The following is a 12,388-nucleotide window of genomic DNA, read 5'->3' as shown; positions in this document are numbered from 1 at the left end:
AGTAGAGACGTCAATATTTTGCGTGTCACATTCTGTTGGCACACAACGTTATGTACATAGCACAGATTGCAAATCTGCGCCAACGCTGGTATTATGTCGAAAGGTATATTTACACAATAAATATAAAGTAGAGATGTCAATATTTTGAGTCTCAGTATAAAACGAATGATATGAGTCTAAGAAGTGAAATAGCTCCTCAAATGAAGGTAGCAGAAGAGCGTTATCCAATAGTGCTAAAAGCTGTATTAGGATATACTGACTTCTGTGATGAATATGGAGATGAGGACTTTATAGAGTATAAAAGAGTAGAAGGTGAGTTACATCAGCTGACTAGGAAAGATATGTCTAGGTATGACTTATGGGAGTATTGGGAAGGAGAAGGAGCAGAAGTGCTATCTTTTAGAATAGCATTACCTGATCCTTTAGTAGTAAAGGATATTAGTAGAGAAGAAATAACCGAAATTGTGACTATTCTCAAGGTATTTGACGTTCCTGAAGAGACAGAAGATACTACTTTTGAACAACAGTTTAAGTGGTATTTAGATGAGTATTATGATGCTTTTTTGAAGCTAAACTGTGCTAAGTATTCTTATAAACTCTTTATGCTTAATAAGAATAAGCAAGGAGAGTATTTTGAATATTCTATAGAAGAGATCGTAGATGAATTAATGAAGAAATAATAAAAGCCTCAATCACTTGAGGCTTTGCTGTTTTATACCGTGAATATATCCGCATCATTAGGGATGATAACACGAGAAGATAAATTATGTTCTTCAAAGTAAGCTTTTAGCATATTTCTATTTTCCTGAAGAGGGCTAATTGCTTCTAGATGAACAATAGCTACTTGTTTAATAGGGTAGTAATCTAGCAGAGTTTTGATATCAGTACTATTCATAGTAACGTGTTCTCCTATGGCGAATTTGGCGGCACCTCCATTAATGACAATTCCTGTAGGTTGATAGTGGTCAATGGCTTGTTTCACTTCTTTGCACCAGATAGTGTCTCCCATTAGATAGACTATCTCTTGATTATGGCTAAGAACAAAGCCACTGGCATTTCCCATTAGATGACCAATTTCACCTTCACCATGTATAGCTACTGTTCGATGGATGTGAATACCTTCAAATATTGAGCTGTCTGTTATACCTATAACATTATGGAATCCAAGTGTTTTAATTGGTTCAATATCTTCATTTTGACAGTAAATAAGCATATCTTTTGGTAATAAGGTTTGTGCGGTAGGATCCCAATGGTCAGGGTGGAGATGGGTTAATAGTACTGCATCAGTTTTGTGTATTAAAGCATTAAGTTCAGCCTCTGTAAAAGGTAGCTCAGTTAATGGATTAGCTCTAGTGTCATCTGTCCATGGAAATGGACCTAAGACCCCCTTAGAACCTAACATAGGATCTACTAAGATATTTTTATTATTAACATTAATATTTATTGTAGCGTTTCTAATTAGTTGTACTTTCATAATTTTGTATTATTTAAATTTCTTAGTACAAAAGTACTTTAGGCTTATATTCTAATAAAGAAATGAACTTTTATGTGTATTGTTCACAAATTTGTAACCTATGAATTATGATGAGTTTGAGAGTTGCCCTCTTAATGTGTTTTTGAAGTTATTATCTGGTAAGTGGAAGCCCTTATTAATGTATCAATTCTTTGCTAATGGGGATATCCGTTTTACAGAATTGTGGCGTAATATGCCTCGTGTATCTAAGAAAGTGTTGTTAGAACAATTAAAAGAAATGGAAGTGTCTGGAGTGGTTAAACGTACACAGATTAATACTTTTCCTCCTGAAGTGTTTTATGGTTTGACAGAATATGGGAAGTCAATGTTGCCTCTTATACAACACATAGAAGAATGGGTTAAATCTAAATAATAAAAGCCTCAATCACTTGAGGCTTTGTTATTTTATACGAATATGTTATTTTAGAAGAACTAAATTAACGACCATGACCATAGTTATACTTGAAGCACTAATGCAAGTAGGGGTATTGCTCCCTTTTATGATCTTGTTTATGAAAGACAGGAGCAAAAAAGATTTTATGCGCATTGGGATCTTTTGTTTTGTATTTGTGCTTTATAGTTGTGCATTGATGTTAGTACAGATATCTGAAAGCTTTCGTATTATCAATGGCAGTTGGAATTGGAGTGGGAAGGTCTATGGTATTATATGGGGAGTGGTTTGTTATTTTGCTTTTCGCTCTTACTTTAAAGAACACAATTTCTTTACGCTGAAGCAATCACCTGGTAGTCAAAAGGGAGTCTGGCTAGCGACTGTAGGTATTACCTTATTGGCTGTAGTAGCTTGGTGGTTTGCTGGTAGTGGAGGGGAGTGGAATATAGAGACTTTAGCCTTTCAACTTACGATGCCAGGCATAGATGAAGAGATTATGTTTAGAGGGGTGTTGATGGGGTTATTGTTATCTTCTTTGAGAATGAAGGTTAGGTATTTAGGTAATCCTAGTAACTTGATTATAGCTGTATTATTTGGTTTTGTTCATGCTTTTACACTTTCTGAAGAGTATATAGTGTCTTTTGATACGGTTTACTTTATACAGACTGCTTTTGCAGGGTATATTTATGGATGGATAGCTATCAAGAGTAGAAGTGTGCTGTTTCCTATACTAGCACATAATGGGAGTAATTTTTTTGGGACGTTGACGATGATGATAAAATAGGCATGGCTTGTTAATTAAGAATTTAAAATTAAGAATTAAGAATTGTTTGCCTTCGGCATGGGGTGTATATACGGGCACAGATTGCAAATCTGTGCCAACGCTGGTATTGTGGTTGCTGTGACGTGATATTCTGTGTGGATATACACGGCACAGATTACAAATCTGCGCCAACGATGGTATTGTGGTTGCTGTGACGTGATATTCTGTGTGGATATACATGGCACGGATTGCAAATCCGAGCCAACGCAGTAGAGACGTCAATATTTTGCGTGTCACATTCTGTTGGCACACAATGCTTATATACACGAAGTCGGGAGACTTCGCGTAGCGTTATATACGGGTACAGATTACAAATCTGTGTCAACACAAGTATTCTCTTAAAATATTTTATAGTTTAGAGATAGTGATACAGTTCTTAGACCTTGAGGGTTAACTGTGGCGTTACCTGTGAAGTGTTTTTTATTCGTAAGGTTGTCTATTTTTAATATTGCATTGAATTTTTTCCAATCATAACCGATGGCAGCGTTGTAGATCGTGTAGCTTGGTAATGTGAGTACTCCTAGGGTAGAGCGGTTGATCGCTTTTTGTTGGCTTACTGAGTTTATTCCTATTCCGAAGCTTACGTTTCTGAATGCGCCTGATTGTAATTTATAGTTGGTCCATAGGTGAAATAGATTAGCTGGTCCTGCTTCTTCTGGTCTAAGACCGAGGTTGCCATCAGAAGGTAGGGATTTGGTTACTGCATTATAGTTATGACTAAATCCTGTAATGATATCCCATCCAAGAAGTGGTGTTCCTGTCAAACTAAGTTCTATTCCTTCACTTTTTACTTTTCCTCCTTGTGTAAAACTGTTTAGAGAATTTAGATCTGTCATTAGTTTATTTGTAACCTTTATGTGGTAGTAGCTTATTGTTGCGGATAATTTATCTCCTAATAGATTTGTTTTGACACCTATCTCGAATTGGTTCGCTTGTTCTGGATCAAAAGGTTGAATGGTTTTATTGGTTCCGTCTGGATCAGAGATAATAGCAGGGTCTAGAAATACAAAGCCATTTAGATAGTTAGCAAAAAGTGCTAGTTTATTTTGGATAGGTTGATAGACTAATCCAAATTTAGGAGAGAGTGTAGTCTGACTCGTCTTTTGATTATTTACTGCTGAAGTACTTCCTTCTAGGTAGTCAAATCTCAAACTTGCCATGAATGAAAAGTTAGGAAGAATATTAGTTATATTGGATACATAAGAGCTAAAGGTTTGAGTCTTCGCTTTGTTATGTATATAATTACTACTGGATAAAGTAGTTTCAATAGCATTTTTAGATAAATCCCCTGTGTCAGACTGATTGGCTAAGGAAATAATACCATGCTCTATATAATCACCATCTATACTAGAAAACTCTTTAGATAAATAGTCTAATCCGATTAGTATTGTGTTGTTTAATGAGCCAATGTTATACTTACCTGTTATATTCTGTTGGATACTAAATATGTTGGTTTTTGAGTCTATTTTAGAGATGTAACGGACGAAGTCATCTGTGGTACCGATATCTTCAAAAAGTATATCATATCCCTTGCTTTGGGTGTTGTTTTTATTGATAATGGTATTGGATGTCCAGTGGTCATTGATTTTATATTCTAATTTGGCTTGTGCTGTAAATGTTGGGTTTTTTAAGGTTAATTCATTACTAGTATATGCTTTTTTGTAATTTGCTTTAAATAGGTCTAATGATTCAAAGCTCACGGGCATATATCTAGATATAAAAAACATAGGGGCATGAGCTCCTTCATTAATTTTATACTGAAAGTCAACGTATAGTTTTAGTTTTTCATTAATATTGTATTGGATAGATGGGGCTACGAAGAAAGATTCTTTATAACCAGCATCTTGAAAAGTGTGCTGCTTGTGATATGCTGTGTTTAAACGTATAAAAAGCTTCTTATGGATAGGGGTATTGATGTCTAACGATACTCGATTAAGGTTGTTTGACCCACCGATATAGTTCACTTCACCCCCTAATTGTTCATAAGGTTTTTTGGTTATCACATTGATTAATCCTCCATAGGAGATTACATTTCCTCCATAGAGTGTTCCGTTAGGACCTTTGACTACTTCGACTTGTTCAATATTAGCGATATCTAATGTACTATTAGTAAAGCTAGGCATACCATTGAGTAAGTTTGGTTGGAATGCAAAGCCTCTCATTGTATAATATTCTCCTCCTGTGACTCCTACACCTGTTGATTCCCATACTCGTACTAGCCCGGTAGCATTCTGTAAGACATCTTTTATGTTAGTCGTTACTTGATTCTTCATAGTTTGATGAAGGATGATATCGGCAGACTGTGGATTCTCAATATAAGTTAGGGGTATTTTAGAAGAATAACCTTTTTGCTGTTGAGTAGTGGTGATTACTACTTCGTTTATTTTTTGATTGGTTATAGTGTCATTTGATTGAGCAAATAGAGGCGCATAACAGCATACAGATGCTATTAAAAAAAGGTGTTTCATTATTCTAAGTGTCGTGTTGTTATGTTATCGCAAATATAGAATATTAAACTACCTAATAATAGTGTGAAGTCTTGATTTTACGATAGTTTATGAGTGGTGTTCGCTTTTAAAACTATTTTAGACAGAGCTTTTATTAATAAGTATAAAAAGAATAGTTTTGTCAATTGTATTTCCTTTTAGAGCTATACTTAGTGTGTAGGTTCTTTTAATAATAAATATAGACCATTAAGACTATTAAATACATACTATGACTAAACACGTTAAGGCTACAATAATTGGTTTTTGTGCTATACTACTATGGAGTTCTATTGTAGGACTTATTAAGGAAGTGAGCTATTCATTTGGCTCTACAGGTGGTGCAGCGATGATTTATACTGTAGCAAGTGTGTTTCTGTTGTGTACTACGAAATGGGTACCGCTGTCTAAGTTTCCTCGTCGATACTTAGTTTATGGTGCTATTTTGATGGTTGCTTATGAGTTATGTCTAGCGTTGTCTATAGGTTATTCTACTAGTAGTAAGCAAGCGATAGAAATAGGAATGGTTAATTATCTGTGGCCAACTTTTACTATGATAGCGACTGTTCTTTTTACTTCAAAAAAGGCGAATTGGTTAATCATTCCTGGTGTTGTAGCTTCATTAATAGGCATTATTTGGGTTTTAGGGGGAGAAGAGGGGGTTAATTTATCTGAGATGCTCGTAAATATTAAGGCTAACCCACTGAGTTATGGATTAGCTTTTTTAGGAGCTATTCTATGGTCAGCATATTGTGTAGTTACTGTTCGTTCAGCGAATGGAGTGAATGGAATAACGTTTTTCTTTATGTTGGTAGCGTTAGTATTGTGGATGAAATATTTTATTATGGAAGAGCAGGTAGAAATGCTCTTTACGCTATCTTCTATTGTCTATTTATTATTAGCTGCTTTTGCTATGGGATTTGGTTATGCAGTATGGAATGTTGGGATTTTAGAAGGCAATGTAACGATATTAACTGGGGCATCTTATTTTATACCAGTATTATCATCAGCTCTTTCTTCAGTATTGTTAGCGACTCCACTGGGAATATCTTTTTGGCAAGGGACGGTCATGGTGTGTATTGGTTCAATATTGTGTTGGTTCTCAACAAAAAAAGTAGAGACAATTAGTGGAGAGAAATAAGTAAACAATTGCTAGATAGTTATAAACTGAATTTAAAACTCTAATTTTGTCATTAGAAGATAATGTGAATAGGTATTATGGAAAAAGAAAGTAAAGTGAATGTTGTTCTTTTTGATCAGGCAGTTGAGCTGTTAAGCAAAGAGCATGAACTAATCAAATGGCCGTTAACAAAGACAGCAGAAGGTAATTTTATCAAAAACTTCGGTGAAGAGATAGGAGTTTTCTTTATCCGTCATTCATATCGCTCAGGGTGGCGTTTTGGTATCAATACTTTTGATCAGGTATTTCATTTACATAAAGAGAACTTCAAAGTACATAATAGAGAAATCTATAAACAGGGGTACTATATTATAGGTACGGGTCTTCACGAGGATTTGATTGTTCTTAATCTGAATACTGCCACAGTAGGTTATGTGAGTTCTGAAGCTTTCTACAGAGGAGAAGCTGAGGTAGATATTAATGTATTGTTTAAAGATACAGGGTTAGATATGGGGACGTTTTATTATCGATCTATAACTGAGAAGGATAGTTTTTATCGCTGTGCGGAGGATGTAAGGTAAATTGTTTGTAATATGAGATTGTTTGAAATAGAAGAAGTAAGTGTGTTTCTAGAGAAGAAATTTGCTGATGTTGATAAAGATATTATCTCAGAACTATTATTAATACCTTATAAAGGAAGTAAAGAAGAAGTTTTAAGGTTAAAAGAGTACTTAAATATTACTATTTTGCCAGAAGAGTTTGAAGATTTTATAATGAGATATAATTTAGGAAACTTAACCTTGGCTAATATACAATTTGGTAGTGGAGGAAATTATATTAATAGGTTAATAAACCTCAATAATAAAGATAACTATTGGTATCAAGATTGTTTAAGTATAGATGCTATGGTTGTTGGTTTGGGAGATCCTTATACTATACTTCTATCTTTAAAAGAGGGAGTTGTTTATGTTGTCTCTTCTGAAATATCTTTTGATGATAAAGTTATAGTAGCCCCTTCATTTGATAGTTTTATTCAAGGGTTAGGTACTTCAATATATGCTAAAGCAAGTGGTAGAGAAGAGTCTTTTTTATCTTTAATAGAAAATAAATTTGGTGTTAATACACGTTTTTTTTGGGAAGAAATACTTTATTAAAGCTTTTACATAGAGATTATAAATTTAGTAATTGTCTTAATTATACTAATAGATGTTCTAATAGTACAAATAGATAAATAATCTTCATTTTATCTTGTTAATACTATACTGTTTTGGGGTGTTTTGGTATAAAAAAACTTTTGTAGCTCAATGATTTATTTATCTTTGAAGCCAACAAATTAACTAACCAAACATGATAAATATAAAAGCATTATTAGTAACGAGTATGTTGCTATTAGGCGTATCTGGTATTAGCCAAACGAATAGTAAACCTTTTACATTCGGAACAACAGATCAACTACACTCTACTGTCCTAAGTGAAGATAGAACGATTAATATCGTTTTGCCACCAGATTATAATGCGAATGATACTATTAAGTATCCTGTCGTGTATATCTTAGATGGAGGGGTAGAAGAGGATTTTATACATTTGGCAGGATTAGTGCGTTTTAATTCATTACCTTGGATAGCGCGTTTTCCTAATTCTATTATCGTAGGGATAGAGACAATCAACCGTAGAAAGGATATGACTTTTGCAGTAGATAATCTAAACTTCGTAGAGAAAGCAGGTTTTAGTAAAGATATGTTCCCGGAGTATGGTAGAGCTGAGGCTTATACAGCATTTTTAGAGTCTGAGCTGATTCCTTATATAGAGAAGAATTATAAAGGGAGTAGTACTCGTACTGTAATAGGGGAGTCGCTAGCGGGGTTGTATTCTACGTATGTATTAGAATATCATCCTTATCTATTTACAAACTATATTATTATTAGCCCTAGTCTATGGTGGGGAGATGAGAAGTTATTAGACAAGACACATACATGTCTGATAGAGAAGATAAAACAACCTGTGAATGTGTATGTAGGGGTGCCTAATAAAGAAGAGGATGTGAAGATGTATGAGTATGGGGAACAACTATACAAGACACTTCAAAAGAACAAGAATATCAAATCTCACTTTGACTATCTACCTGAGGAAATACACTCAACAGTGATCCATCAGGCGGTGAACAACGCATTTCAAAAGTTGTATCCAAGTACATATTTCTCTAAGTAAGAGAATATAAATAGACTAAAGCTACTCGATAAGGGTAGCTTTTTTATAGGATATTGTGTTGAAATACTTATCTTTAGTTTTTGTAAATGATAGTAATTATGATGAGATATTGTTTTTTAATTTTATTTGTGTTGGTGGCGTCTGGCAATAGTATGGCTCAGAGTTACGACAAAGTATATATAGAAAAAAAGGATGTAGATGTAGACAATGCTATCTATAAGGTGGGACGTACTTTTTATTATTCTTATAAGATTCAAAACAAGGAAGGAGATAGTTTATTTATAGATGCAAAGGATGCAGAGAACTTGACTTCTGTTAAAGATGAGGCACTGCCTGATCAGTTTAAAATGGAGGTTATAGCTCCTGAAAAGGGTAAAAGAACGAATAAAAGACAGACTGAAATAAGATATAGCTTTGAACCTATGACTGATTTTAGATCTTCAACAGGATTGGTAGAGAATGAACAGAATGTATGGTTACACCCAATGCGTTCCCATTTCTTTAAAGCATTAGAGACAGCTCCATTTCCTTATGTTCACTTAGGTAAGTCTGTAGGTTATACTTGGTCAGATCAGATGATTATAGGTGATTCTTGGTCTAATCCAGTGTGGGGAGAATGGAAAGGAAAGCTCTTGTTAGACTATACCTACAGGATAGAAAAACAAGAGATGGTTTCTACAGCTTTAGGAGATTTGTCTTGTCTTAAGGTGGTTTCTACAGCTAAGTCTACTTTAGGGGAAACAGAGTTAGTGTCTTATTTTTCTGAACAATATGGATTTGTGAAGATGGAGTATAAGTTGCTAACTGGGCTAAAAATAGTAATAGACTTAGTAAAAGTAGATGGCTTCTAATGGGATAATAGAGCGTATATCAAGTAGGTTTTCTCTATTTTTGTAAATAAAAAAGATGAGTAATGCTGATCAGATACATGACTATACCATAAAAGATATCCTTCGATTATTAGATCAGGAGTATCAGGATAGTGGTATCTATGTAGATGTACAGACTTCTTTTACAGATAATCCTTTAAAATATCCTTATCGCAATGAGAATTATACTTTGCTCTTTGTGACTCAAGGAATGATCACCGTACAGGTAAATCTGATAGAGTATCGGTTAGAACCTGGTACCATAACGATTATTCCTCCACAGATGGTTATTCTGTTTAAGGAGTTTAGTCAAGATATTAACTTTATTGCTATTAGCTTTGATCGGGCTTTTGCGATAGAGAATACACATACCCAAAATGAGAAGAGTACTTTCGTCTTACTAACGCCGAATACAGTAACTAAATTAATGCTGAATCAAGAGCAACAAACTTCTTTATTAAGTCTGTGTACTTTACTCAATCATAAGAATACCCAAAAAGGGAAGTCTGCTAATCAAAAAGAAGCTATTAAGCATTTATTTGCTTTGTTTTTATTGGAATTAGTAGATGCGAGTCATTATAATTATAAGGAATTAAAGAGTAATTTGTCTCGAAAGGAAAGCCTTACTATTCAGTTTTTAGAGCTTCTTCAGCTTCATTTTAAATCAGAGAAATTGGTTCGTTTTTATGCTGATAGACTTTGTGTTTCTGAAAGCTATTTAGCTAAGGTGATAAAGGAGATTACGGCTAAGACTATTGGGGAGTTAATAGATGATGCTGTAATAGTTGAGGCACAGTTACTTTTGGCTAACTCGACATTGAGTATATCAGAGATAGCAGAATCACTTCATTTTAATACTACTTCATTCTTTGGTAAGTTTTTTAAACGAAAAGTAGGTTGTTCTCCTCGAGAATATCGAAAAAGAATTTGATTATAGGATATAATAAGAGTGAATTAGAACAGTTTTGGACGGTAAATGTTCTTTTTTAATCCTTCAGATTGTTTAAACTTTGCCCTGTTTATATAACATAGTAACGTTTATTGATAAAACAAACTGAAATGAGTAAGCATTATATCACTTGTCAAAAGTGTAAAACAGAGAATGTCAATAGTGATTATTGTACGAATTGTGGAGAGATAATCAATGTGGTTTTACGCCGTCAAATGGAACAACAAAGAGTTGTCAATGAAAGAATACAAAAAGAAGTAAATAGAGAACTAACTAGTTTTGAGAAATTTACTCGTAGAATGCTCAAGCACCCCAATCCTTTTATCAGAGTGCCAGCTATGATAGTCAATGCTATATGGGTGGTAGGGGTATCTATCATGGCTGGGATAGCTTATCTTATTGGATTTATAGCAGCATAGTAGGTCGTTTAGTTTTTAAAAATTAGAATGAGAGGAGCTGTTACAACTTGTAATCGTTCCTCTTTTATACTTGTATGAAGAAAACACTTTTCTATATAGCCCTTTGTATTTCTGTTGTTATCTATGTTTTGCAGAAATCTCATATTGCTTTACCTGCTTGGGTTAACAATTATGTCAATGATTTTCTGACTCTACCGTTGGCATTGAGTATCTGTCAATACATATTGAGGAAGTTAAAGAAGCAGGCAGATCTTCTATTACCTCTATCGCTTATCCTTTTTGTGGTTTTATATTATAGTGTTTACTTTGAGTGGTATTTACCTCAGCACAATCCTCGTTATACGGGAGATTGGTTAGATTGCGTGATGTATTTTAGTGGAGCAGGTGTATTTTATCTTCTTAATAATACTGTTTTATTTCGCTTTCGAAAAGAGAATCGCTATAAATAGCTAACTATTATGTGGTGGTATTTCTTTACTTTGTATAAGTAATAGTTGGGATAAATCCCTAAACATTGATATCTATAAATTCGTCAGTATGTTTTATTATCTCAACCCATTAGTGTATGCACCCCAGCAAGTGCATGTTTCATAATATAATGTAAGGAAGTAAGTTTGCTTTAAATAATAAAGAGATGAGCAAACAAGAAATTATGTACTCTCATGTAGAGGATTGGCAAGCAAGTGGATTAACACAATCAAAGTATTGTGAAAGTGTTGGAATTAAGCTGGCGACATTTAGTTATTGGGTAGTAAAGTTTAAGAGTGAAACAGAGCAAGAAGGCTCAAGTAACTTTATAGCAATAGGTGAAACATCTAAAACCGACAGTAAAGAATACGAAATCGTGTATCCTAATGGAGTGAAGTTACGTTTAGAAACGAAAGATTTGGGTGAACTCTATTCATTAGTAAACCTTGTGTAATGTTTAGTCTGAGTAGTAGCCATCAATTCTACTTGTATAAATCAGCTTGTGATATGCGCAAGAGTTTCGATAGTCTATGTGGTCTTGTTCAAAACGAGCTTAATCAAGTCGCTCATAATGGAAGTGTCTACGTCTTTATCAATCGTCGATGTAATCAGATTAAACTCTTACACTGGGAAACAGGTGGTTTTGTGTTATATCACAAGCGATTAGAACAAGGTACTTTTGCTTTTCCTATTCATAATCGGACTCAAATCAGTTGGAGTGATTTGGTACTTATGATTGAAGGAATACAAGTGATAAAAAGTAGTCAAAAAAGGCGGTTTTCCATGAGATAAAACAGCCTTAATCCTTGTATAAATAAGGCTTTTGACGTATATTTACTTCATGGAAATAGACTTAGAAAACTTATCGAAACAAGAACTTTTGGCACTTTTAACCAAAGCCCAAAAGACTATTTCCAAACAAGAAAAAGTAAATACTAAATTAGAGAAGAAAACTACTAGCTTAGAAGAAAAGACCTCTAAACTAGAAGAAAAAAATACAGAACTGGAATATCGTGTAAAGCTACTTGAGCGCATGAAGTTCGGTCAAAGCCGAGAACGTTTTGAGGATCCCAATCAAACTCAATTACCTTTAGATGTTGAACAAGCAGTCTTAGAGGAACAAGAAGAAGTAATCAAACAAGAGA

At 34.1% G+C, this 12,388-nt stretch carries 16 protein-coding genes; 14 read left to right on the top strand and 2 right to left on the bottom strand.

Features of this window, described 5'->3' with window-relative positions:
- Positions 1-170 precede the first annotated feature (170 nt).
- A complete protein-coding gene (locus MODO_RS18440) occupies positions 171-680 on the top strand; it encodes a hypothetical protein (RefSeq protein ID WP_058699800.1) in 510 nt (169 codons plus the stop codon).
- A gap of 32 nt (positions 681-712) precedes the next feature.
- Here MODO_RS18440 and MODO_RS18435 read toward each other — a convergent pair whose 3' ends face one another.
- On the bottom strand, positions 713-1,474 hold the full coding sequence (locus MODO_RS18435; RefSeq protein WP_059051696.1) for an MBL fold metallo-hydrolase: 762 nt from the start codon (positions 1,472-1,474) through the stop codon (positions 713-715).
- A gap of 100 nt (positions 1,475-1,574) precedes the next feature.
- On the opposite strand from MODO_RS18435, the gene MODO_RS18430 reads away from it, so the two are divergent.
- Positions 1,575-1,886 carry a winged helix-turn-helix transcriptional regulator gene (locus MODO_RS18430; protein WP_016649113.1) on the top strand — a complete coding sequence of 104 codons (312 nt, stop codon included), beginning with the start codon at positions 1,575-1,577 and terminating at the stop codon, positions 1,884-1,886.
- Between the two features lie 73 nt (positions 1,887-1,959).
- The gene (locus tag MODO_RS18425; protein WP_039330016.1) at positions 1,960-2,688 is read left to right on the top strand and encodes a CPBP family intramembrane glutamic endopeptidase; all 729 of its coding nucleotides are present in this window, start codon (positions 1,960-1,962) and stop codon (positions 2,686-2,688) included.
- Between the two features lie 377 nt (positions 2,689-3,065).
- Here the strand turns inward: MODO_RS18425 and MODO_RS18420 are convergent, their stop codons facing one another.
- Positions 3,066-5,195 (bottom strand): TonB-dependent siderophore receptor, encoded by a 2,130-nt coding sequence (locus MODO_RS18420; protein ID WP_058699802.1) that lies wholly within the window; start codon positions 5,193-5,195, stop codon positions 3,066-3,068.
- A 247-nt stretch (positions 5,196-5,442) separates the two neighbouring features.
- On the opposite strand from MODO_RS18420, the gene yddG reads away from it, so the two are divergent.
- The 11 genes from yddG to MODO_RS18365 all read left to right on the top strand — a co-directional run.
- Positions 5,443-6,351 (top strand): aromatic amino acid DMT transporter YddG, encoded by a 909-nt coding sequence (gene yddG, locus MODO_RS18415; RefSeq protein ID WP_006258254.1) that lies wholly within the window; start codon positions 5,443-5,445, stop codon positions 6,349-6,351.
- Positions 6,352-6,428: 77 nt separating this feature from the next.
- Positions 6,429-6,911: a hypothetical protein gene (locus MODO_RS18410; RefSeq protein WP_039330011.1), complete on the top strand. Its 483-nt coding sequence runs from the start codon at positions 6,429-6,431 to the stop codon at positions 6,909-6,911.
- Between the two features lie 12 nt (positions 6,912-6,923).
- Positions 6,924-7,484: an SMI1/KNR4 family protein gene (locus tag MODO_RS18405; RefSeq protein ID WP_006258252.1), complete on the top strand. Its 561-nt coding sequence runs from the start codon at positions 6,924-6,926 to the stop codon at positions 7,482-7,484.
- Between the two features lie 193 nt (positions 7,485-7,677).
- Complete coding sequence (locus MODO_RS18400; RefSeq protein ID WP_058699803.1) at positions 7,678-8,538, top strand: alpha/beta hydrolase; 861 nt, start codon at positions 7,678-7,680, stop codon at positions 8,536-8,538.
- A 152-nt stretch (positions 8,539-8,690) separates the two neighbouring features.
- Complete coding sequence (locus MODO_RS18395; protein WP_235811676.1) at positions 8,691-9,389, top strand: hypothetical protein; 699 nt, start codon at positions 8,691-8,693, stop codon at positions 9,387-9,389.
- Positions 9,390-9,444: 55 nt separating this feature from the next.
- The gene (locus MODO_RS18390) at positions 9,445-10,338 is read left to right on the top strand and encodes an AraC family transcriptional regulator (protein WP_006258248.1); all 894 of its coding nucleotides are present in this window, start codon (positions 9,445-9,447) and stop codon (positions 10,336-10,338) included.
- Positions 10,339-10,466: 128 nt separating this feature from the next.
- Complete coding sequence (locus tag MODO_RS18385) at positions 10,467-10,775, top strand: hypothetical protein (RefSeq protein WP_006258246.1); 309 nt, start codon at positions 10,467-10,469, stop codon at positions 10,773-10,775.
- 74 nt (positions 10,776-10,849) lie between these two features.
- Positions 10,850-11,224 (top strand): hypothetical protein, encoded by a 375-nt coding sequence (locus MODO_RS18380; protein WP_051133862.1) that lies wholly within the window; start codon positions 10,850-10,852, stop codon positions 11,222-11,224.
- Positions 11,225-11,409: 185 nt separating this feature from the next.
- Positions 11,410-11,697, top strand: coding sequence for an IS66 family insertion sequence element accessory protein TnpA (tnpA, locus tag MODO_RS18375; RefSeq protein WP_006258245.1), 288 nt, complete (start codon positions 11,410-11,412; stop codon positions 11,695-11,697).
- Complete coding sequence (tnpB, locus tag MODO_RS18370) at positions 11,697-12,035, top strand: IS66 family insertion sequence element accessory protein TnpB (protein ID WP_081316899.1); 339 nt, start codon at positions 11,697-11,699, stop codon at positions 12,033-12,035. The genes tnpA and tnpB overlap by 1 nt, the downstream gene beginning before the upstream one ends.
- A 49-nt stretch (positions 12,036-12,084) precedes the next feature.
- The coding region (locus tag MODO_RS18365; protein WP_218185763.1) for an IS66 family transposase at positions 12,085-12,388 on the top strand (304 nt) is incomplete at its 3' end.

It is taken from the genome of Myroides odoratimimus (assembly GCF_001485415.1).
GTDB lineage: Bacteria > Bacteroidota > Bacteroidia > Flavobacteriales > Flavobacteriaceae > Flavobacterium > Flavobacterium odoratimimum.
Note: the sequence above shows the minus strand (reverse complement) of the source record. Positions and strands in the feature narration are given on the sequence as shown.

Bases quoted from the DNA above. Each gene is read 5' to 3' on its own strand.
- MODO_RS18440 (WP_058699800.1), top strand. From the start codon at position 171: ATGAGTCTAAGAAGTGAAATAGCTCCTCAAATGAAGGTAGCAGAAGAG.
- MODO_RS18435 (WP_059051696.1), bottom strand. From the start codon at position 1,474: ATGAAAGTACAACTAATTAGAAACGCTACAATAAATATTAATGTTAAT.
- MODO_RS18430 (WP_016649113.1), top strand. From the start codon at position 1,575: ATGAATTATGATGAGTTTGAGAGTTGCCCTCTTAATGTGTTTTTGAAG.
- MODO_RS18425 (WP_039330016.1), top strand. From the start codon at position 1,960: ATGACCATAGTTATACTTGAAGCACTAATGCAAGTAGGGGTATTGCTC.
- MODO_RS18420 (WP_058699802.1), bottom strand. From the start codon at position 5,195: ATGAAACACCTTTTTTTAATAGCATCTGTATGCTGTTATGCGCCTCTA.
- yddG (WP_006258254.1), top strand. From the start codon at position 5,443: ATGACTAAACACGTTAAGGCTACAATAATTGGTTTTTGTGCTATACTA.
- MODO_RS18410 (WP_039330011.1), top strand. From the start codon at position 6,429: ATGGAAAAAGAAAGTAAAGTGAATGTTGTTCTTTTTGATCAGGCAGTT.
- MODO_RS18405 (WP_006258252.1), top strand. From the start codon at position 6,924: ATGAGATTGTTTGAAATAGAAGAAGTAAGTGTGTTTCTAGAGAAGAAA.
- MODO_RS18400 (WP_058699803.1), top strand. From the start codon at position 7,678: ATGATAAATATAAAAGCATTATTAGTAACGAGTATGTTGCTATTAGGC.
- MODO_RS18395 (WP_235811676.1), top strand. From the start codon at position 8,691: ATGGCTCAGAGTTACGACAAAGTATATATAGAAAAAAAGGATGTAGAT.
- MODO_RS18390 (WP_006258248.1), top strand. From the start codon at position 9,445: ATGAGTAATGCTGATCAGATACATGACTATACCATAAAAGATATCCTT.
- MODO_RS18385 (WP_006258246.1), top strand. From the start codon at position 10,467: ATGAGTAAGCATTATATCACTTGTCAAAAGTGTAAAACAGAGAATGTC.
- MODO_RS18380 (WP_051133862.1), top strand. From the start codon at position 10,850: ATGAAGAAAACACTTTTCTATATAGCCCTTTGTATTTCTGTTGTTATC.
- tnpA (WP_006258245.1), top strand. From the start codon at position 11,410: ATGAGCAAACAAGAAATTATGTACTCTCATGTAGAGGATTGGCAAGCA.
- tnpB (WP_081316899.1), top strand. From the start codon at position 11,697: ATGTTTAGTCTGAGTAGTAGCCATCAATTCTACTTGTATAAATCAGCT.